Here is a 21,252-nt window from a genome sequence, read left to right as displayed (position 1 = left end):
AGAAACCAGCGATAAGCCATATTGACTTGTATTTCTTTGACAAGACGCCTCTCACTGCGAATTCCAAATATATACCCAATAAATAACATCTTAAAAAGAACAACTGGATCAATTGCTGGACGACCATTGTTCTCACAGTAAAGATGCTTGGTCTTCTCTCGAATAAATGAAAAGTCGATAAACTTATTTATTTTTCGAAGTAAATGGTTTTCAGGAACCAGCTCTTCAATTGTTACTAGCTCAACAGTGACTTGCTTTTGATCAGATTTTTTTAACATGCAAATAATATAAAAAAGTCCCCGCCAAAAGGCGAGGACTTTGTCATCAATCTGACCGGTCCCGAAAGGGACCGGTTTTACTGTTTCAATGTAAAAATTAAGATCAGCCTTTATGAAAAAGCCGAACCAGAAGCTGATCAAGATCTGCCCCTGAATCAATGGCATTTGAAATTTCCCTGTCCATCTCTTTAGCTCCGTCCATGACCTCACTGACAGTACAGTCGAAATTAAGGGCGACTTCATCAGCAGAAATGTCATATCTGGCACACAGATAAAAAAGAGACCGCCTTGCTAGTCTGACCTCTTTAGTGTCTTCACTCATAATTTCTCGGAAACTAAGACTGAAGGCTTCCAAAACGGAATCAAGAATCTCATCGAAATCAGGCTGCTCAAATACTCCTATTTCGTCATCCATAATCGAATTTTCTTCATGCTCAAGGCTTTCAAGCCCCCAGCCGGATTCTTCAGGATGACTCAACTCTTCAGGTCTTTCCAGTCCCTTACAGATTCTAAGCCTTTTACGAAGCCGGGCAATGCTGCCAAGAATCTTCTCACTGTCACTAAGAAGAGGGTTCTCTGCTTCGGCCTGATAAAATTCAGAACTCTGCTCAGCTTTAGAAAGAACCACACCGACGTTCTCGTCGAGGACTTCACCCGCAGCTTCTCTGATGCGGACCAACAGATTTTTACGGACCCATTCTTCCACAAATTCATTAGGCGCGACAATTCTGACCACGCCGTCAGCATAGGTGGCTTCCAGAGGATCAATCCAAACTCTTATCAGTATCGGATTAACCCTGACCCGCAATCTTTTCTTAATGGACTGCCAAACAGAGATACTCATCGCTCCCTCCGGGAGTTTTTGCTAAAAAATACACGACCGGGGTAATACTCTATAAATTCCATGCCCGCAATAATCGGCACAAGAATCTTAACCCGTTAGAATATTACACTCTTATGTTTCACAACCATCATGAAAACAAATAAGCGTTTCTAAAAAAAACAACCGGACCAATATCATCCGGTATAAAATCAGAACCGCCCTGAACCTTCAAAAAATGAAGGCCGAACCGTATATTTCTTAAGACTGCTAGGGATTGAGTCTTTCTATAGTATCCTGAAGCTGCCTTCCAAGAGGAGTCTGCAGCGAAATTTCGCGTTCGATATTTGTAATGCCTTTAATAACTGTAGAATGCCTGCGTCCAAGACGTTCGCCGATATCCTTGAGGGCGAGGTCGGTATGCTTGCGGGCCAGAAAGAACGCGGTATTTCTGGCAAGAACAATCTGACGCTTGCGGCTCTTGGAGCGCAACTGCTCGGAAGTAAGTCCGTAACTGCGACAGACATGCTCCACAATAGCATCAAAATCGGGTGTAACATTCTCCAGAGAGTAATTTTCGAGAACCTGCCATGCCAAATCCTGAGTAACATTTCTGTTAAGCAGACGGGCTTTAAGGACCAGATTCTGCAGACAGCTTTCAAGCTGGCGAACATCATTTGTGATCCTTTCGGCAAGCAGTTCGGAAATAGATTCAGGAACATTGGTTCCCAGAAGTTGAGCCTTGCTCTGTACGATGCGCTTTCTGGTTTCAAAATCCGGTGTTGAAATAACGGCCAGAAATCCGGAACAGAAACGCGAGACCAGCTGCGGATCAACTTTTTTCAACTCGCGGGGCAGAAAAGAACTGGTAAGAACAACTTTGGACCCGTGAAGCTGAAGGCTTTTAAGGGTTGCCAGAAGTTCATCCTGCATCTTTAATTTACCCTGAAAAAAGTGGATATCTTCCAGCAGAAGACAATCCACATTATCGCGAAACTCGGATTTGAAACGGGACATCTCCCCTGCTTTCAAAGCAAGCACAAGTTTGTTTGCAAACTCTTCAGCAGTAAGACAGGCAATGGACACATGCTTCTTATTGCTGGTTTTACAAAGTCCCTGCCCGATAGAATGGAGCAGATGTGTTTTTCCGAGTCCCGGAGAAGAGCTGAGAAAAAGCTGGTCGCCCGGCAATGCGTTATCACACAGGCTGCGGGAAGCCGCACATGCAAGTTCATTTGATTGTCCGATAATGAAGTCCTTAAATGAGAATCTCCATTTCGGAACCTTTAAAGACAGAGACGGAGCATTGAAAGGAAGACCTATGCGCGTTGGCGCGGCAACCTTTCTTGCTACAGGCTTCTGACTTGTAGAAGGTTTGGTAGTTTTGGATTTCTTGCGAACTCCGATTACAACTTTAGGGCGGGTGCTCATGACCTGCTCCCCGGCTTCCATGATATTGGAAGTCAGACGGTCTCTCACCCACGCGGCCACAAATTCATTAGGTGCGTAAAGGTTGATAGTGCTGCCGTTTACCTCAGCGGTAAGCGGCTTGATCCAGACCTTGAACAGGCCGGGATTAAGGCACTTCTCTAAAATTTGTAAAATTTCACTCCAGCTATCTCTCATCATGGAGGCTTTACTAATGCAGGGCAGCAACATTCATCAACTCGAAATATACCACTATCACAGCATGCAGGGCATATGCTTTATCTACAGGATAACTTGTTAAATTAATTGATATTTTCTATTAAGGCTTTTTTTAAGGGCAACCATGCGAAACGGGCTGCATGGCCCATAATTCAAAGCATTAGAAGTTAATCAAAAGATTTTATCAACATATGTTTAAAACTTTTTCCACAGAATATTTTGTATATTTCTCAAAATTACTAAAAATTTTGCCACCATTCTCTATTTATTCATAAACTGATTTCATTATTCCATTTTGTCATCAGACCTTAACACTGGCTACAATATTTATGTTAACTATCTAAAATTAAAAAATAAAATTTATTATAATGCTCTTAAACACTATTGTTATATTTTTTTAAAAAAAACAAATTGACTTTTATCATCCCGCATAAAACGGGCCTTGATGGCTGTACTGATTTAGAACATCTTTTAAGCTCTTTAAGATCTCAAAAATTATTTTATTTAAAATTTTTTTGTTAAATTACACACTATTAATGAAATAAGTGTTTCCCACAGTATTTTTTATCCAATTTGAATAATAGATTTTGCCTGAAATTTTTTTCCAGATAATTATAATAAAAATATAGCCAAAGCATTAGTTCTGTATTAATATTAAACAGGAATAAAAATAATCTTAGTGCTCGCTATATGGATAAAAAAAATCAATTTTTAAAACATTTTATCTCTAAAGATTTTCTAAAAAAATCAAAAAATGACCTAGACACCAGAATCTGAAAACTAAAGAAAAGTTATGCTAATAAAAAAGGACCGATTAAAATAATCGGCCCTCATGGTGTTTTACTGTCCTTACTACAGCTTTATCATATAATATATCCAAAAATCCCGATCACAGGCTTTTAGAGGTAATTTCAGACAGAGTAGGAAATCTTCCGCATGCAAAACGCTCTGATTCGGGACAATATCCAAGCTGTTCACATCGCGCTCCGCCGACATTAAAAATAGCAGGCAGCTTTTCACGACAGATTTTAAGCATTTTATCAGCCATGGAGCGAACTTCCCATTGGGCTCTGGTGCAACAGCGCAGATTGAAAAAATGCATCAGGGAACGGCAGTTCATTGTTACAACAATTTTAGTTTCAGCAGCCTGTGGAAGTACAAATCTGGCATCTTCATTGGCTTTCTTTTCCATTCCGTTTGCTATCAGAATCTCGCGCAGGTCTTTATAAGTTTCACCTACTTCATCCATAAATTTTTCAAAACGCTCTCTGGCTTCAGGAATTTTTGCAATGGACGGAGGAAGGATATAATCCATATCGTTCTCTGTAACATAACGCTGACTCTGCTGGGAATAAGAAGCTATTCTATGCCGCACAATCTGGTGTGAGCAAGCTCTGGAGATTCCCTCTATGGCAAAGGTGAAGCTGACATGCTCTATCGGGCTGGTATGACCTGATTCAAGAATCCCGGACACAAAAGAAGCCTGTTTATCACGCTCCACTTCCCCATTCAAAAGCTTTGGCCACATATCGGCAACAAACCCGGCGTGGTAACATTGGCGGAAAGAAGCATACAGCAATTCCAAGGCATTCGGAGTCATGGCTAGAAATTCTACTCTTTGTTCTTTTACAGGCATTTTTTCTCCCTGAATAATTGTTGTTGTAATTGTCTAATAATTAAAATTTAATTAACTTTAAAGAAACTAATGAGATCAATTTTATGGCGGTTATTGTTATTTTTTGGAAAAACAATTTTGAATCACCGTGATTTTACTTGCCTAGTATGGTATTTTACTCTAACTAACAGCGCCTCACCAAAATAAACAGCATGCTGACACACCAACGACCTTTGCGGCCGAATTTTTTTGTGAAAAAAAACCATGTCGTCAGCGCAGGATCAATCCACAAAGATTAATATGAAAAACGATAAATTAAGAAACATTGCAATTATCGCACACGTTGACCACGGTAAGACCACCCTCGTGGACGGTCTCTTCAAGCAGAGCGGACTTTTTCGCGAAGGACAGGATGTCGATGACAGAATCATGGACAGCATGGACCTTGAACGTGAAAGAGGAATTACAATCGCAGCCAAGAACTGCGCCGTAGTCTGGAACGGAGTAAAAATCAACATTATTGATACTCCCGGCCATGCCGATTTCGGTGGCGAAGTAGAACGCTCACTGAGCATGGCTGACGGAGCTGTACTCCTTGTCGATGCATCTGAAGGACCGCTTCCTCAGACCCGTTTCGTACTTAAAAAGGCTCTTGAAGCCGGTCTCAAAATTATTGTTGTCATCAATAAAATTGACCGTTCCGATGCTCGCCCTGACGAAGTTCTTGACGAAGTCTACGATCTGTTCATTGACCTTGATGCCAATGAAGACCAGCTTGAATTCCCTCTTCTTTATGCCATCGGCAGAGAGGGTATCGCAATGGCCGATCCTAATGAACGCGGCGAAAACCTGCATGATCTTTTCGATCTGATTGTAAATGAAGTTCCCGGACCGGAATTTGATCCTGACGAACCTTTCCAGATGCTTGTATCCGATCTTGGTTATTCAGACTATCTCGGACGTCTTGCCATCGGTAGAGTTATACACGGTTCAGCCAAACAGAATTCACCCCTTTGCTGTATTAACGAAAAAGGTGAAGCTCTGCCCCTGAAGCTCACTAAAATTCAGACCTACATGGGCATGACTTTCAGTGAAACTGACTGCGCCGAGCCCGGTGATATCGCTGTTATCTCCGGCATCGAAGAAGTTTTCATCGGTGACACCATCTGCACCAGAGAAGATCCTAAAGCTCTGCCCAGAATCACTGTTGACGAGCCTACCGTTTCCATGCGCTTCGGAATCAACACTTCACCAATGGCCGGCCTTGAAGGCAAGCTTGTACAGTCTTCCAAAATAAGGGAGCGCCTGATCAAGGAAACCCTGCTTAATGTTGCCGTTAAGGTTGAAGAAAGTGACGAAAAGGACAGCTTCATTGTTAAAGGACGCGGCGAATTCCAGCTTGCTATCCTGATTGAAACAATGCGCCGTGAAGGCTTTGAACTTTCTGTTGGAAGACCTGAAGTTATTTACAAACAAGAAAACGGCAAGAAGCTGGAACCAATGGAACAGGTTTTCATCGACTGCGAAGAAGATTTTCTCGGTATTGTAACCGAAAAACTTTCTTCTAAAAAAGCTCAGATGAACAACCTCGTAAACAACGGTAAAGGCCGTGTTCGCATTGAGTTCTCTGCTCCGTCCAGATCCCTTATCGGTTACCGCGATGAGTTCCTCACCGACACCAAGGGAACAGGTATCATGAACACCCTGTTTGCCGGATATGATGAATATAAAGGCGATTTCCCTTCACGCTATACCGGTTCTCTGGTTTCAGACCGTGCTGGTAAAGCTGTTGCATACGCCCTTTTCAACCTTGAGCCGCGCGGAGAACTTTTTGTAGTTCCCAACGACCCGGTTTACGAGGGTATGATTGTCGGTGAACACAACCGTGACAACGACATCAATATCAACCCGACAAAAGAAAAGAAGCTCTCCAACATGCGTGCTTCCGGTAAAGATGAAGCTGTTATCCTTACTCCTGTAAGACCGATGACACTTGAACGCGCTCTGCACTTCATCCGCGAAGACGAAATTATCGAAGTTACTCCTGAATCAATCAGGCTGCGCAAAGTTGAGCTTTCCGCAACCAAACGCCATGCGGCGCGCGGAAAAGAAATAAAAGCTAAAAAATAATATCTCAAGGCCTTCCACAAATTGTGGAAGGCCTTTTTCATCTAAGCAAAACCTCAGTTGTAATTCCTCTCATTCTGTTTTACCACCCCTCCCGCTTCTGCTAAGCTGCTTTAATCAATATTCGGAGATATTCATCATGAACTCAGACAATCTTTGTGGAGAAGTAATTCTCATTTTTACCGGCGGCACCATAGGAATGAGTGAAAATCCTGATGCTGGCGGAGTCGTGCCGGACGATAACTTTTCAAAACTCCTTTCCGAGGTCACACCTGAAGGTCATGATGTAAAAGTTCGGCCGGTATTATGGTCTGATGTTCCAAGCCCGCACATGACTCCGGACATGATGCTGAAACTTTCAAACGATATTGAGAACTACCTGAGCGAAGATTGTGTTCTGGGGGCCGTTGTACTGCACGGCACGGATCTTATGGCTGAAACAGCATATATGCTGGACCTGACAGTAAAATCTCCCAAACCGGTTATCCTTACCGGAGCTATGCGCTACTTCAATGAATCCGGGTATGACGGGGTCCGCAACCTCGTGGACGCAGTAAAAGTCTGCCTTCTGCCGCCGGAAGAAGGGACTGATGTAATGCTTCAAATGGGAGACAAACTTTTTGCAGCTAAGAATGCTATAAAATTCAGTTCACTCAGTGTAGACCCATTTATAGGACAAAATACCGGACGATTAGGCTTTGTCGCCGGTGATTCAGTTATCCTGACCCGCTCACGCCCCGGCAGAAGACCAAGACTGCCTTTTAAAACTTTCAAAGCTGACCCTGATGTTCACCTTATTGGTTGCCATCCGGGCATGGATTCCACTGTTATCGACTTCCTGCGTTCCCAAGGAGCCCGAGGTATCGTCCTTGAAGGATTCGGAGCAGGAAATACTCCTCCCAGACTGGTTGACGGAATCAAAAGGTGTATTGCAGACAAAATTCCTGTAGTCCTCTGCACGCGGTGTATTGAAGGCGGGGTCTGGCCTATTTACGCATACCCCGGTGGAGCTGCCAATCTGAAAAGCCTTGGAGTGATCACAGCAGGAGGACTTTCTGCCCTGAAAGCTACCCTGCTCCTGAAACTTCTTGTGGGAAGCGGTTGCACTGAAAATGAGATCAGGCAGGTATTTTCGGAAGAAAGTGTCTGATTCAGCGCTTCATTAAAATTCAGAACTTAATATTTCACAGACTCCATACCATTTTATACGGCCTCTGCATGTTGGTTAGAGTGGCTGGTTATTGATACAGAAATCAAGCTGTCATAAAAAATGTCCGCTTTTCGAATTTACCGAAAAGCGGACACCAATATATAAATACATATTCCTGTGCGGTCTGCTACAGGTCATCAAGATCAACTGTATAGATCAATTCCACCAAAGTCTTTACTCCAAAGCCTGTACCACCTGCTTCAGATACAGCAGATTTTGACTTGGCCCATGCCGGACCGGCGATATCAAGATGCACCCACGGAACATTTTCCGGAACAAACTCCTTTAAAAACATTCCTGCGTGAATGGTCATACCTTCTCTAGAGCCGATATTCTTTATGTCCGCCACACTGCTTTTGAGTTCTTCTTTATACATGTCCCAAAGGGGCATCGGCCAGTATCTTTCACCGACCCTCATTCCGCATTCCCTTACAAGACTGCCCAGCTGATGGTTATTATCCATGACAGCAGCAACTTTTGTCCCGAAGGCTACAATGCACCCGCCTGTAAGCGTGGCAAGGTCGATAATCGCCGCAGGCTGAAATTCTGAACTGTAGGCAAGGCTGTCACACAGCAGAAGCCGCCCTTCCGCATCGGTATTAAGAATTTCGATGGTCTTGCCAGCATACGAAGTTACCACCTCGCCCGGCCGTGTTGCAGAAGCATCAGGCATATTATCAGCAAATGGAAGAATGCCCACGATATGCATCTCAGGAGCAAGCTCTCCAATTGCGGCAAAAAATCCCAGAATAGCCGCAGCTCCAGACATATCGCACTTCATCGTATCCATTGCATTTGAAGGCTTGAGAGAAATTCCTCCAGAGTCAAAGGTTACTCCCTTGCCGACAAGCACCAGCGGGCGGTCATTCTCATTATCCTTTGGCGCATATTCAAGGGTGACAAGTCTGGGTTCATCAGTGCTTCCCCTGAAAACAGAAGCAAAAGCCCCCATACCCTTATCAATAATTTCCTTACGTTTCAGCGCCTTGAATTTGAAACCATACTTCTTGGCAAGTTTTTTAGCCTCTTCCGCCATATACACCGGAGTAGCCAGATTAGGAGGAGCATTAACCAGATCACGGGCAAATGTAAGACCTTCGCCGACAGACTGCCCTCTTTTTATAGAATCCTTAACATGCAGCTGAGGTTCTTTTTCCGCAAAAATTTGGATTCGTTCAGGCAGTTTGCTCTCTCCGGAATTTTCCGTTTTGTAGGCATCATAAGAGTATAAACCGTCTATGATGGATATAACAGCATTGGTTAAAGCCTCATCAACCTGAAGACCTTCAAAAGCACACAGCGGCAATCCGACCAGACGCAGCTTTAATTCTCTGCATTTCCGCAATGCTGCGGTAACGGCATGATTGAACTGTTCTATCCCGAATGATTCCTTTGATCCAAGTCCGGCAATCATGACTCGTTGAACAGAAGATGCCGGTGGACCATAAATAACGCTGACACTGCCAAGGTCAGCACTAAAATCCCTTAATGCTCTTGATGCCGAAACCCAGTCCGCATTAGAGGCCATCCACGCTGAAAATCCGGGAAGATACTCTTCACTGTCCTTGAATGCGAAAAAAACAACAACATCGGCGGCCCATGTTGAAGCTGGTTCTACAACAAATGAAAATTCCATAATTCCTCCTCTTCACATTTGGATTGTGAAGCTGATCTGAATAGAACTCTTTTAATTAGGTGAAATTCTATCGATGAAAGAAAAAATACCATTTTCAAATTTTACAATATCCAGATTTTTAAGTGGAACACGAAGACCTTCAGGATAACTGATTTCTCCTGTTACTCCCTTGTACCCCTGCAATTCGGAATAAGCCTGCCTGATCATTTCTGCATCATGGCTTCCGGCTTTTTTCATGGCTTCAGCGATCATCATCACCGTGTCATATCCAAGCGCGGCATATGCATTTTCAGGATCTGTTCCAAACCTGCTGCGATAGCTTTTTACGAAATCCTGAACAACCTGATCGGGATTATCGTATGACACCGGAGTGGTTATATAAATCTTGCCTGAATTATTGTCGGCGAGTTGTTCCAGAACAGGGCTGTCAAAATTATCACCGGCCAGAATCGGCTGGTTGAATCCTGCCTTACGGAGCCCCCTTACGGCGGTTACCGCATCAGCAATATCCGTGGCTAGAAAAAGCACATCCGCGTCACCGGCAGAAAGGCCATCTTCATTTTTATTATTAGATGGTACGGGAAAAGATCCGTTACCGGCACTGTACCAGACGTTATCAACCACCTTTATCCCGTATTTACGGCAGCTTTTCTTGTAATATTTACCGATAATCTTAGTTCCCTTGTTAACTATATCAGTCGCTATCCATGCTTTCCCGGCCTTTAATTCCCGGACCGCAAACTTTGTGGCTGCACGGGACTGCATGCTGTCTCCAAATGAAGTCATGTAGCAGAATTTACCAAACATATAGGGAAGGGTCTGCATGGTTGAGCCTGAAATTACGAACATTTTTTCAGCACTGGTGGCAGCAGGCACCGCGATCATGGCGTCCGAAGCATCGTTCAGCCCGGCCAGTACTTTTATATTACCTCTGCCAGCCAGAGTCTCGGCTGCAAGAGCTGTTTTGGTTTGATCAGACTGGCAGTCTGCGGCAACAAGAATTAATTTATGCCCGGAAATACCGCCCTCTTCATTTATCTTGTCACAAGCGAGTTCCATACCATGAAATCCCGGAGTATCTCTTGCTGCATCAGCCCCGGTTAAATTGTAGAGAACTCCAATTCTAAAAGCGCTATCACCGGACCATGCCGGGGAAACAGAAGAAACCATAAAAGACGCTGCCATAAACACTGTGAGTATAAATACTCTCATCTGAACTATCCTTATTGCTTTTTATTCATGTTCTTAAGTTTCTGAGCTTCAAGGAAAAGCTGAAACTTATTTATTTCTTCATCCCTTTTTCTAGGGATATCGGCATATTCAGCTTCTTCCCTGTATCTTTTTTCAGCCACCTGCCGGCTGGGATGATTAAGCCCGGGACGACCATGCCAGCCCGAAAGATCACGGGAAAGACTCTGGATATAACTGACCCCGATGAAGGCCCGCGAAACAAGAGTTCGGTCATCAAGGCTGCGCATATCGGCAAACTCCCCTTTTTCTGCAATATTTATTATTTCCCGGTCAAGTGAAGCTGCTTTTGCCGGCATTTCCGTTTTATTGAAAACAGCTGCATGATTTATAAGAATATGCCCGCTGTCCTCGGCCTCTGCCGGATCAAGATAAAAGGCCGAATATATTTTGCCCGGATCAAAGACTGAAAGATCGCAGGAAAGATCAAGTCCGAAACCGCAGGAAAGACAGGTGATATCACGATATCGTGGGGTTGAATCCCTAGTGAACCAGAGTTCGGAATTCTCAGGATCAAAAATTGTTTTCCCTGCCGGAGGAGAATTTCTAATTACCGGAGATTTCAATAATGTTCTTGAGTAAAGTTCTTTAACCTCGGCAATGGCTGAGACTCCCAGAATTCCTTTAAAATCCTTTCTCCTTCTTCTGGATAGCAGAAAGAGCCCTTTGTAAAGCTGTGACAGAGATGTTCCTTCAGGATCAGAGGACTCAAACATTATATACTCATTAAATCCTCCCTTTATGGATATATTGTATGGGGTGCGTATCAGAACACTTCCGGTATCATTTCTCGGAACCAGAAAATCAGCCAGATCATGACCGTCAGTCGGCAGCCAGGCCATAGTCCCGCCTATAGTTGTCATAAGGCCCATGATATCCATATAATCTTCAGGAGAACTCCCCAGAGCACCTATTCCGATTGAATACTCTGTCTGGGAGAAGCTGCGGGAATAAAGATCATGCGGTCTTATTCTGGAATGGACGATATCGGCAAGATTTCCGGTAATGTTAAGTTCCGCCTCTTTTGCTTCACCTGAGATAAAACGAAATTCTCCTAAAGGTGATTCAGCTTTTTCAAGTTTATCCCAGTTAGCCAGTGCCTGACGCTCCCATTCAAAATTCTGCAAAAATGCTATTGCTTCTTTTTTGTCTGCAAACATATTTAACGAACCAGCCATCCCGGCAGTATCAAGGACATTGCGGCAATAGGATGAAACCGCAGCCAGAACAAGCTCGCCTCCGCGCTTGTGCAGTGCTTTAAGAGTCTTGATTATGGAACGTATCCCGGCACTGCTTATATAACTGACCCCTGACATCTCGAAAATTAGGCAGAGAGGTTTATCACCGGCAAGAAGCTCATCAAGCCGGGAGTCAAGTTCCTTTACACCGTAGGCATCAATTCTTCCGTCAAGGTCAAGGACGATACTGTCTCCATGTCTGCTGATATTTACTTCCATTTTCCCTTCCGTAAAAATTGATTTGCGATGGTCTTATAATCAGGCATAACATTTAAGATTGACAAATAAATAGCAATTCGGGAACCATTCGGGCTAAGTGTACTGAAAAAATCAACTTTGAGATACCCATGATTACAGGGACTGACGGATGAAAAAATTAGCAGAATTATTCACCTCGAAGAAAAAAGACGGAAATTACGTACGAGAAGCTCTAAATGATAAAAGAATGTCCCTGATTGATGTTCTGCACGGCTATTTCTATTTACGCTGGCCCAAACAATATATCGGCGGAGCAATGGGAAAAAACCGCCTGAGCCCGATGTTTGATTTTTTTGCAAAACTTATGGGGGCTGACAGTTCACCTGAGCGGCTTGAGGAATTAAAAAAAGAATTTGCCGATTCCTACCACGGTAAGGTCCTTCCACTTGAAGAAGCTTCCAAGCTGGTAACTCTTAATAGAACAATCAACACCACTATTCCCGAAAAAATACTGCCGTATTCAAAAGCCCGGGATATAATTCTTGATCACCCTGAGCACATCGCCCTTATGGAATGCCCTTGCAGAGCTTCAGTTGAAAATCCGTGCAAACCGCTTGATGTCTGTATTATAATAGGTGAACCGTTTGTAGGTTTTGTACTTAAGCATCACCCGGAAAAATCAAAAAGAATAACCGCCAAAGATGCTGTCAGAGTTCTGGAAATGGAAGACGCCCGCGGTCATGTCCACCACGCTTTTTTCAAGGATGTAATGCTTGGCAGATTCTATGCTATCTGCAACTGTTGCCAATGTTGTTGCGGGGCAATGCAGGCCACCAAAAATGGTGTGCCTATGCTTGCTGCATCAGGATACATAGCTGTTATAAACAGAAAAAAATGTGTTGGATGCGGAAAATGCATCGAATACTGTCCATTTGAAGCCCTGAACATCAGGGATAAAAAAAGCCGGGTTGACCCGCTTAAATGCATGGGCTGCGGTATATGTGTAAATAAATGTTTTAAAGACGCGATTAAACTGCACAGAAATAAAAAAAGCAGTGAACCGCTTGAAATTGATAAGCTTTAATTTATTGTACATAAAAAAAGCTCTCCCACAATCCGTGAAAGAGCTTTTGTGCAGTCTAGCGAAAAATTTTAACCTTTTCCGGTACCGGAAAAAGACGAAGAGCCAGAATTCATTAATTTTATATTTGTATAAAAAGCTTTCTGCTGCAACACATTCATACCTGACCCGGCAGCGGCATCAGACTGAGAAGCAGGATCAGAGCGCATCTGCATACTTTTCTGCTCATCTTTCTTCTCATCAGCCTTTCCCTGCTGCTCCAACTTATTGTTTTCAGCAATTTTTCTGGTTTTATTAGTTAAGTTTTCATGCATCGGCATTCCGGTTATTTTGCCGATCTCATTCTCTATTCTCTTTATCCGTCCTTCTTCTGCAGGTGTAAGCCCTCCTTGCGAGTTTGAAGCAATCTGCATGGCTTCGTTTTTTAAATTATCAATTTTCTGCTGTTCTTCTCTGGAAAGCTGCCCGGGGAAGGCAATACCAGCAGAATCATGGCTGTCTTTTTTCTTCTTTGTTGTCTTTCCGAATAAGGCCTCAGCAGTGGAATCCTTTGCATTTTTATAGGATATAGCTGAAGTACTAAATCCTCCACCGATTGACATATCCATAATTTACTCCGGGAAAAAAGTTCCTTTTGGAGCAAAATATGCAATAAATATACCTTATATTAATAAATATTAAGATATATTAAAATTTGAATTCAAATTTCCATCAAATCAGTTAAAAACAGAAAATTTTTTTTAGCGGAAGAAATGTAATTTCAAATGGTACAGGCACTTTCTCAGTTATTAAAAATCCAACCATCATGAATGGTTATGCTTACATTCTCGCCTGGAACAACTTTTTTAAACCCCGGCATGGAAACCCGCAGACAATCCTGCTCTCCACCCATGCAGTCAAGGCGAACTTCCAGACAGGTCTGCCCTCCTGTATAGATACTGCGCACAACCGTGCAGGAAATTCCTTCCTCCCCGGCACAGATCCATTCACTTTTTAAAGCACAATACCCTTTACCGGCAACAACATCATCACAATGTCTGACCGTGAACGAACAGCCATCAAGTGAAATGCCGCATTGACCATTCTTTACGGTATCCACATTCACAGGGACCACACACCCTTTACCTATAAATCTGGCAACTTCGGGAGTGGCAGGACAGTCATAAAGCTCCTGAGGGGTTGAAAACTGAATAATACGGCCCTTGTCCATCACTGCAATCCTATCGGCAATAGCCATAGCTTCGGACTGGTCATGGGTCACAAAAAGCATTGTAGCTTTGGTCTTCTCCTGAAAAGCTTTAAACTCAACCAGCATGGATTCTCTTAAATGCACATCAAGATTTGCCAGCGGTTCATCAAGGAGCACAACATCAGGAGCCATAACAAGACATCTGGCCAGCGCGACACGCTGCCGCTGCCCTCCTGACAATTCAGCCGGATTACGGTTACCCATACCATAAAGTCCGGTGCTGGAGAGGGCATCCTCAACAGCCTGCGCAAGCTCCTCTCCCTTTATCCCTTTTATCTTAAGAGGATAGCCGACATTCTCGGCGACACTCATGTGCGGCCATAAGGCATAAGACTGAAAGACCACACCGATGTTACGTTTTTCAGGACTTACATGGACAGTATCGGACGAAAAAACTTTTCCGCCTGACTTGACCAGACCGGAATCGATTTCCTCAAAGCCGGCAAGAATTCTCAGCAGAGTGGTTTTTCCGCAGCCGGAAGCTCCAAGAACAGCTACAAGTTCCCCGTCCTTTATATTAAGCGACACTGAGTCAAGGGCTGTTGTCCCATCATATTTCTTAACTACATTTTCAATAAAAAAATCAGCCATATCTGCACCATATAAAATTCATAAACTAACACTGCCAGGGGATTGATCCCTTGGGAGCTTTTTTACCAAGCATGGAAAGAATGACCATCAGGATAAGGATAGCCACTATAACCAGAATGGAAACAGAAGACGCAAGAACGGAATTACCACTGTCATCCAGATTAAAAATGACAACCCCGAGAGTCTCTGATCCTGAAGACCATAAAAGAACTGAAACCGTAAGCTCATTAAAAGCAGCCAGAAAAATAAACAGGCCACCGGTTGCCGCAGCCGGAAGAATGAGCGGCACGACAATATCGCGCATTCTGCGCATAAAACCTGCCCCGCACATTCTGGCGGCCTCTTCAAGGACTCTGTCCGTTTGTGAAAAGCCACCTACCACAGGTCGCATTCCCATGGTTAGGAACCGTGCAAGGTAGGCCATTAAGATAATCCATATCGTGCCATAGATACTGACGCCGAATACCGGCTTAAGAAAAAGCAGAATGCACCCTATGGCCAGCACTACTCCCGGTAAAGCGTAAGGAAGTTCTATCAAAGGACTCAAAAATCTAAGCAGAGAGTTTTTCTGCCAGACAAGGAAATATCCGAGGGGAACAGCAACGGCACAAAGGATCAGGGCCGCTCCTCCAGCAAGGGAAAAACTGTTGATAAAAGCTCTTACTGTCGCATCATGTTTGAAAAGCACAGTTATATAATTTGAAAAAGTCAATGTTTTCGCATTAAGCGGAACCCCGAATGTGGGGATGAGCGAGGAGAAGAAAAGAGCACAGAGCGGGATTACCAGTACCAGTACGATGACTATCCAGCTACAGATTTCAGCAGGCAGCCGGTATCCTCCCAGTCTGTATTTGAGAATTTCCGAAGGAGTTCCGACAAGTCTGTAATCCTTTCTCTTGAGCATATAGGTCTGGAGCATAATACCAAACACTGCAAGCAGGCTGATCAGAACAGACAATGAAGCGGCTTCGGAAATAACTTCCGGGCCGAAGTCAGCCAGACGCTGATAAATAAGAGTGGTCAGCACGGTATACCTTGCCGGAATGCCAAGCATGGCTGGTATACCGAAATTACCGATACAGGAAACAAAGGCCAGAGCCATACCTGCCGTAAGTGAGGGAGTCATCAAAGGAACAACAATATCGCGCAGAACTCTTGAATTTCCTGCACCACTGACTCTGGCAGCCTCGACCATTTCGCGGGGCATGGCTGATAATCCGGCTTTGAGTGATAAAAAAATCAACGGAGCCTGCTGAATTCCCAGAAGCAGTATAATTCCGGCAGGGGAATACATGGGATGGGGCGTTCCCGGAGCCGGAGCGATACCAAGTGTATTAAGCAGGACACTTGCCGGACCGAACAGCTGAATCCACGAAAGAGCTGTTATCTGTGGCGGAATCATCATCGGCATCATGAAACAGAAAGTCAGAGCTTTTCTGAACCGGATGTCAGTAAGACCGACCAGAAGCCCCATGGAGGAACCGAGGATGGTTGCCAGCACTGTTGCACAGCAACCTACAAAAACAGTATGCCCCAGAGCTTTCCATGTGCTTGAATCATTGAGAACATCCTGAAGTATACCAAATGTGAAATGGCCGTCAGGGATTACACTTTCAAGCAGCAGTCGTGCTGTTGGCATCAGAGCCAGAAAGCATACTGCAATAAAGAGGGGCAGGAAAAGTCCGGCCCCGTTACCCCGGGCAGGCAGAACACCAACCCGGGAAATTTTATTCCTCAGCATCAATTAACCACCGAATATTTCAGAAAATTCTCTTTTATATTTTCTATCCTTACGCAGCGCCTCAGAGGTATCAAGAGGCATAAGCTTAATTTTATCGGGGAAACCAGCAGGGGCTGAAATTCCGTTCATTGCCGGCATGAATCCTTGAGAAGAAGCAAGATTCTGACCCTGCTCAGAGAGCATGAAATCAACAAACTTTTTAGCTCCCTCTGGATTTTTTGAAGTTGATAAAATGGCTACAGGCTCAGTGACGGCACTGGCTCCCTCTTTAGGGATTATAAAATTAACCGGTGCTCCTTTTGCCATATTACGAATCGGCAGATAATCGATAACAAAGCCATAAAGCTTTTCACCGCTTGCCACAGCTTTATATGAACCACCATTACCTTTGCTGGTAACAGCTCCATTTGAAGCCAGCTTTTTATAGACATCCCAGCCTAAATCAGGATTCTGTACAAGAGTATGCATGTGGATTGCAGCCGCACCGGAATACAATGGACTGGGCATTATAACCAGATTTTTTGCTTCAGGACGCTCCAGATCTTTTATTGATTCAGGAACGAAAGGCGCTTTATTGTTATAGACAATGCCGGTGCTGATAACTTTGGTGCTGAAGTAACAGCCGTCCTTGTCATAAAGATTTTCATCATAACCTTTAACCGGAGCCTCTTTATAAGGAAGCAGTCTTCCCTGCTTTTTAAGGCTTTCCATGGTAACCATATCCGCGATTAGGATGACATCAGGTCTTGGATTACCGGCAGCAAACTCCGCACGGAGCTTATTCATAAGCGAAGTTGTTCCTGACCGTGTCCATTCAACCTCTATCCCCGGATTGGCTTTTTTAAATGCTTCCACCGTCTGATGGGCATCCTGCTCCAGCTGGGAGGTGTAGACTACAATTTTATTGTCAGCATAGGCCGCAGAACTTACTGCGAGCAGCACCAAAACTATAAAAGAAAATATTTTACGCATAGGAATCTCCTAGTCACAGGTATGGTTTAACAACTACATGTAGTTGTTAAACAGAATCCGTAAACCAATTGTCACAATCAGGAGGCATTAAGGGAACATAAAGGCAACAAAGACACAAATTCAATAGCGTACTTATATGATTTTAATAAAAAAATCATTAGTAAATCGGTCTTAATTAAATTGGAATAGTTGATGGTAAGATTATGAAACAGACGTGTTGCCGCCGCTTAATGAGGACACAATAACACGCCAGCTCATACATTGAGTGGAATGCAAATAAAAATCAGGATAACTTAATCTCTCCCTGCAAAGGGATTGTTGCAATCTCGCCATCAGGATAAGCTTCTTTAACCGCGAGAAAATCGTCCAGATTCTTCAAAAAAACATCTGCAATATCAGGGTCGAACTGTTTGCCCCTTTCAGCATTGAAAAGTTCAAGAATTTTATCAAGAGACCATGCTTTTTTATAAACCCTGTCACTTCCAAGGGCGTCAAACACATCGGTAATACATAATATCCTGCCGAAAATATGAATATCCTCTCCGGCAAGTCCCCGTGGATATCCCTTCCCATCCCACCTTTCATGGTGTTCGTGGGCAACAATGGCAGCAGCCTTCATTATGGGCCTGCTTGAATGTTTGAGAATTTCATATCCAAGCACGGTATGCCGCTTTATTATTTCAAATTCATCAACAGTCAGTCTTCCGGGCTTATTCAGTATGGTATCCGGGATACCGATCTTACCGACATCATGCATGGGTGAAGCCATTCTGATAAGATTCACATCTTCATCATTCATACCCAGCTTTGAAGCCAGAATCCGTGAAAACTCGGCAACCCTGCGAACATGGTTGGCGGTCTCATTCGAGCGGGTTTCGACAACCTCGCCGAGGGTCAGAATTATTTCCTTCTGGGTATCAATAACCTCTTTCTGCAATCCAAGCAGTGCTTCCTGAGCCTCACGGCGAACCCTGACCTCCTGACGCAGGTCTTCAGTGCGGCGTTGAACTTCGGACTCAAGATGCTCACGATACAGTTTATTTTCACGGATAAGACCGGCACGCTCGAAAGCTCTGTTCAAAGCGTGCTCCAATATATTCATATCCAGAATAGGCTTGGTGACAAAATCCCAGGCACCGAATCTGACCGCTTTGATAGCATCCTGAATGAGTCCGGCACCGGAAACAACTATTACGGGAACATCTTCATCAATTTTTTTAAGCTGCTCAAGAAAAGCAAAACCATCCATGCGCGGCATGTTTAGATCGACCAGCACGGCATCCGGTTCTTCTTCATTAAAGACTTTAAGTCCTTCCTCGCCGTCTCCGGCAGAACAGACTTCAAAACCGGAGTCCATGAGGTAATCTTTTATAGTGTCACGAACAAAATCTTCGTCATCAATAACTAGTATTTTTAATTCGTCTGCCTGCACACTGTTCTCCGGTTATTATTAATAGTGATCTGACTATGTAATATTAAAAGCACTGGACTTTAAGAGGTTAATAAAAAAAGCCGGAAATGACAACGCATTCCCGGCCTTAGTAAACAATTCAGCTCAGTGCTTAGTCATCAAAACGGGCAACTGAAATTATGCTGATAGGTTCCTTTGGAACATCGTCCATAGGACCATAACTTCCGGTGCGGACTTTTTTAATTTTTTCTACAACATCCATTCCGTCTACAACTTTTCCAAAAACGCAGTATCCCCAGCCATCCATGCTTTTGGCAGTGTGGTTCAGGAAAGAGTTATCCTTAACATTGATAAAAAACTGGGCTGTTGCGGAATGAGGGTCCATAGTGCGGGCCATGGCGAGAGTGCCAAGCTCATTTTTCAGGCCGTTGTTAGCTTCGTTTTCAATTGGATCATGGGTTTCTTTCTGCTGCATGGAAAAATCAAAGCCGCCGCCCTGAATCATAAAGTTATTGATAACTCTATGAAAAATGGTGCCTTCATAAAATTTTTCATCAACATAACGCAAAAAATTTTCAACTGTTTTAGGAGCCTTATCTTCGTAAAGCTCAATAAGGATTTCGCCTTCGGCGGTTTCCATAAGAACCTGGGGGTTAGACATATTATTTCCTCCGAATTAATTAATCAGCGTTGATAACTGAACTCAGCTCTTTACAACAAAACCAGAAAGTAAGCCACTCCGAAAGTCAGCATCAACCCGGAGGGAACCATGATTTTCTTCCATGCCTTATACATATCCACATTAAAATACTGGCAGGTCAATAAAAAGCAGATATGGATCGGCGAAGCCATAATTCCAGAAAAACCGGAAAACATGCAGAGCACTATCCATGCAGGAGCCTGAGCCTCAAGATGCATGGAACTTATAAGTCCGACCACAAGAGGCATTGCCGCACCAACAAAAGCCATTGTAATACCGGCAACAACCCCGACAAGAAATGGAACGAGCACTGCTGCCGCAATCATTGCGGTACCACCGCCTGCAACATTCGAAAGTTCTTCAATAAGCCCGGAAGCCCCAAGCACATCCTTGAACATGAAAACTGCCAGAATCATGAAGACAAGGCCCAGAAACTTCTTTTCAGTAAGGACATCTTTGGCGATTCCGGCCGAACCGGGATTCCTGACAGCCACGCAGACAGTAGCTCCAAGAAGGGCCGCTACAATTCCAGCCTCAAAAGGAACATCGGGAAAGAAATAAGAAAGGATGGCTTCCAGAATAAACGATCCTGCGATAGCAATTATGAGCGGAAGTCCTTCCTTCAAAGCTGCCGTGGCATCACCTTTCAATTCACTACCGTCATCAGAGGCTTTTTTTTCTATTACCAGCTTTCCCTTACGCAGAAAAAAGAAATATCCCAGAAAAGCGCAGCAGATCATAGCCGGTGCGGTATATCCGACAAAACGGAAGATAGGAATTCCGCAAATGGCGGAGGCAAGTATGACACCGGGATATAAAGGCCATGCAAGTTCCCAGATATGACGAAACCAGTAGTTCAAAACGGCAAGATTAACATTAGGTATATCATAATCTTTTGCCGCTTCTTTGATCATGGGAGCGGAAAAGATAGCTCCGCCGGGCATCGGGAGCAGGCCGATCAGCGCAGGAAAAAAAACCAGCCGAAGCCTTGGACTTTTTAGAAATCCGCTTAAGGATTCCATAACCCTTCCCGACTGCCCTGTTCTTTCCATCATACCGCTCAGAACCATTATCAAACCTACAAGCAGTACCAGCCAGCCAGTTTTAGGGCTTAAAAGTCCGCCCATTGCCGCATGAAACCAGTTTCCGGCTCCCATGCGCATTAAAAAGGCAAGCACAATGCTGCCGCCTAACACTGATGTTCCAAGACCGAATTTAAGCCTGATTCCAGCAAGCATACAAAAGAAAACAAGGAAAATTTTGAACAGGGGCATCAACCCCGCTAAGGATTCCATAAAAAACTCCATGAAAGGGAATATTTTCAGATGAGGTAATTGCTTTGTTACAAAATGATTTCACTTAAACCGCGGTTTGGCAACTTATAAAACACTGTTCCATAAATTAAATTTATGTTTTATACCTACAGCAATCAATTGGATTAAAAATCATTATTTACGGATATAAACAGCAACGCTGGCAAGAAAACCTTC

General features: G+C 43.8%; 17 protein-coding genes. 3 read left to right on the top strand and 14 right to left on the bottom strand.

Annotated elements, in window-relative coordinates; all coding sequences use genetic code 11:
- From G496_RS0108735 to thyX, 4 genes are all read right to left on the bottom strand, one after another.
- Positions 1-284 (bottom strand): transposase (locus G496_RS0108735; RefSeq protein ID WP_245577888.1); only part of this gene is annotated, 284 nt, incomplete at its 3' end.
- Positions 285-381: 97 nt separating this feature from the next.
- Entirely contained in the window at positions 382-1,122 is a 741-nt protein-coding gene (locus tag G496_RS0108730) for a DnaA N-terminal domain-containing protein (RefSeq protein WP_027178949.1), read from the bottom strand.
- A gap of 246 nt (positions 1,123-1,368) precedes the next feature.
- Positions 1,369-2,757: a DnaA ATPase domain-containing protein gene (locus G496_RS0108725; RefSeq protein ID WP_245577885.1), complete on the bottom strand. Its 1,389-nt coding sequence runs from the start codon at positions 2,755-2,757 to the stop codon at positions 1,369-1,371.
- Between the two features lie 877 nt (positions 2,758-3,634).
- Complete coding sequence (gene thyX / locus G496_RS0108720; RefSeq protein ID WP_027178947.1) at positions 3,635-4,381, bottom strand: FAD-dependent thymidylate synthase; 747 nt, start codon at positions 4,379-4,381, stop codon at positions 3,635-3,637.
- 279 nt (positions 4,382-4,660) lie between these two features.
- Between thyX and typA the strand changes: the two genes are divergently transcribed.
- Together typA and G496_RS0108710 are read left to right on the top strand one after the other, a co-directional pair.
- Entirely contained in the window at positions 4,661-6,490 is a 1,830-nt protein-coding gene (gene typA / locus G496_RS0108715; protein ID WP_027178946.1) for a translational GTPase TypA, read from the top strand.
- A gap of 136 nt (positions 6,491-6,626) precedes the next feature.
- The gene (locus tag G496_RS0108710; RefSeq protein WP_027178945.1) at positions 6,627-7,637 is read left to right on the top strand and encodes an asparaginase; all 1,011 of its coding nucleotides are present in this window, start codon (positions 6,627-6,629) and stop codon (positions 7,635-7,637) included.
- A gap of 187 nt (positions 7,638-7,824) precedes the next feature.
- Here G496_RS0108710 and G496_RS0108705 read toward each other — a convergent pair whose 3' ends face one another.
- From G496_RS0108705 to G496_RS0108695, 3 genes are read right to left on the bottom strand one after another with little or no spacing between them, the layout of a single operon-like run.
- Entirely contained in the window at positions 7,825-9,333 is a 1,509-nt protein-coding gene (locus G496_RS0108705; protein WP_027178944.1) for a leucyl aminopeptidase, read from the bottom strand.
- Between the two features lie 51 nt (positions 9,334-9,384).
- Positions 9,385-10,545, bottom strand: a complete 1,161-nt coding sequence (locus G496_RS0108700; RefSeq protein WP_027178943.1) for an ABC transporter substrate-binding protein — start codon at positions 10,543-10,545, stop codon at positions 9,385-9,387.
- 11 nt (positions 10,546-10,556) lie between these two features.
- Positions 10,557-12,038 carry an STAS domain-containing protein gene (locus G496_RS0108695; protein ID WP_027178942.1) on the bottom strand — a complete coding sequence of 494 codons (1,482 nt, stop codon included), beginning with the start codon at positions 12,036-12,038 and terminating at the stop codon, positions 10,557-10,559.
- A 148-nt stretch (positions 12,039-12,186) separates the two neighbouring features.
- On the opposite strand from G496_RS0108695, the gene G496_RS0108690 reads away from it, so the two are divergent.
- The gene (locus G496_RS0108690; protein WP_027178941.1) at positions 12,187-13,101 is read left to right on the top strand and encodes a 4Fe-4S binding protein; all 915 of its coding nucleotides are present in this window, start codon (positions 12,187-12,189) and stop codon (positions 13,099-13,101) included.
- Between the two features lie 68 nt (positions 13,102-13,169).
- On the opposite strand, the gene G496_RS0108685 is transcribed toward G496_RS0108690, so the two are convergent.
- From G496_RS0108685 to G496_RS0108655, 7 genes are all read right to left on the bottom strand, one after another.
- Positions 13,170-13,706, bottom strand: a complete 537-nt coding sequence (locus G496_RS0108685; protein ID WP_027178940.1) for a hypothetical protein — start codon at positions 13,704-13,706, stop codon at positions 13,170-13,172.
- Between the two features lie 173 nt (positions 13,707-13,879).
- Entirely contained in the window at positions 13,880-14,938 is a 1,059-nt protein-coding gene (locus tag G496_RS0108680) for an ABC transporter ATP-binding protein (RefSeq protein WP_027178939.1), read from the bottom strand.
- A 25-nt stretch (positions 14,939-14,963) separates the two neighbouring features.
- Positions 14,964-16,679 carry an ABC transporter permease gene (locus G496_RS0108675; protein WP_027178938.1) on the bottom strand — a complete coding sequence of 572 codons (1,716 nt, stop codon included), beginning with the start codon at positions 16,677-16,679 and terminating at the stop codon, positions 14,964-14,966.
- 3 nt (positions 16,680-16,682) lie between these two features.
- The gene (locus G496_RS0108670) at positions 16,683-17,651 is read right to left on the bottom strand and encodes an ABC transporter substrate-binding protein (RefSeq protein WP_027178937.1); all 969 of its coding nucleotides are present in this window, start codon (positions 17,649-17,651) and stop codon (positions 16,683-16,685) included.
- A gap of 283 nt (positions 17,652-17,934) precedes the next feature.
- Positions 17,935-19,083, bottom strand: a complete 1,149-nt coding sequence (locus G496_RS19235) for an HD domain-containing phosphohydrolase (RefSeq protein WP_034632849.1) — start codon at positions 19,081-19,083, stop codon at positions 17,935-17,937.
- A gap of 130 nt (positions 19,084-19,213) precedes the next feature.
- Positions 19,214-19,723 (bottom strand): peptidylprolyl isomerase, encoded by a 510-nt coding sequence (locus tag G496_RS0108660; RefSeq protein ID WP_027178936.1) that lies wholly within the window; start codon positions 19,721-19,723, stop codon positions 19,214-19,216.
- A gap of 50 nt (positions 19,724-19,773) precedes the next feature.
- Entirely contained in the window at positions 19,774-21,057 is a 1,284-nt protein-coding gene (locus tag G496_RS0108655) for a DUF401 family protein (protein ID WP_027178935.1), read from the bottom strand.
- Positions 21,058-21,252: the final 195 nt, after the last annotated feature.

Origin of the sequence: Maridesulfovibrio bastinii DSM 16055 (assembly GCF_000429985.1) — a bacterium.
In the GTDB taxonomy this organism is placed as follows: domain Bacteria; phylum Desulfobacterota; class Desulfovibrionia; order Desulfovibrionales; family Desulfovibrionaceae; genus Maridesulfovibrio; species Maridesulfovibrio bastinii.
This window is presented reverse-complemented; position numbering and strand designations above follow the sequence as displayed.

Bases quoted from the DNA above. Each gene is read 5' to 3' on its own strand.
- G496_RS0108690 (WP_027178941.1), top strand. From the start codon at position 12,187: ATGAAAAAATTAGCAGAATTATTCACCTCGAAGAAAAAAGACGGAAAT.
- G496_RS0108725 (WP_245577885.1), bottom strand. From the start codon at position 2,757: ATGTTGCTGCCCTGCATTAGTAAAGCCTCCATGATGAGAGATAGCTGG.
- G496_RS0108680 (WP_027178939.1), bottom strand. From the start codon at position 14,938: ATGGCTGATTTTTTTATTGAAAATGTAGTTAAGAAATATGATGGGACA.
- G496_RS0108730 (WP_027178949.1), bottom strand. From the start codon at position 1,122: ATGAGTATCTCTGTTTGGCAGTCCATTAAGAAAAGATTGCGGGTCAGG.
- G496_RS0108710 (WP_027178945.1), top strand. From the start codon at position 6,627: ATGAACTCAGACAATCTTTGTGGAGAAGTAATTCTCATTTTTACCGGC.
- typA (WP_027178946.1), top strand. From the start codon at position 4,661: ATGAAAAACGATAAATTAAGAAACATTGCAATTATCGCACACGTTGAC.
- G496_RS0108685 (WP_027178940.1), bottom strand. From the start codon at position 13,706: ATGGATATGTCAATCGGTGGAGGATTTAGTACTTCAGCTATATCCTAT.
- G496_RS0108670 (WP_027178937.1), bottom strand. From the start codon at position 17,651: ATGCGTAAAATATTTTCTTTTATAGTTTTGGTGCTGCTCGCAGTAAGT.
- G496_RS0108660 (WP_027178936.1), bottom strand. From the start codon at position 19,723: ATGTCTAACCCCCAGGTTCTTATGGAAACCGCCGAAGGCGAAATCCTT.
- G496_RS0108700 (WP_027178943.1), bottom strand. From the start codon at position 10,545: ATGAGAGTATTTATACTCACAGTGTTTATGGCAGCGTCTTTTATGGTT.
- G496_RS0108695 (WP_027178942.1), bottom strand. From the start codon at position 12,038: ATGGAAGTAAATATCAGCAGACATGGAGACAGTATCGTCCTTGACCTT.
- G496_RS0108705 (WP_027178944.1), bottom strand. From the start codon at position 9,333: ATGGAATTTTCATTTGTTGTAGAACCAGCTTCAACATGGGCCGCCGAT.
- thyX (WP_027178947.1), bottom strand. From the start codon at position 4,381: ATGCCTGTAAAAGAACAAAGAGTAGAATTTCTAGCCATGACTCCGAAT.
- G496_RS0108675 (WP_027178938.1), bottom strand. From the start codon at position 16,679: ATGCTGAGGAATAAAATTTCCCGGGTTGGTGTTCTGCCTGCCCGGGGT.
- G496_RS0108655 (WP_027178935.1), bottom strand. From the start codon at position 21,057: ATGGAATCCTTAGCGGGGTTGATGCCCCTGTTCAAAATTTTCCTTGTT.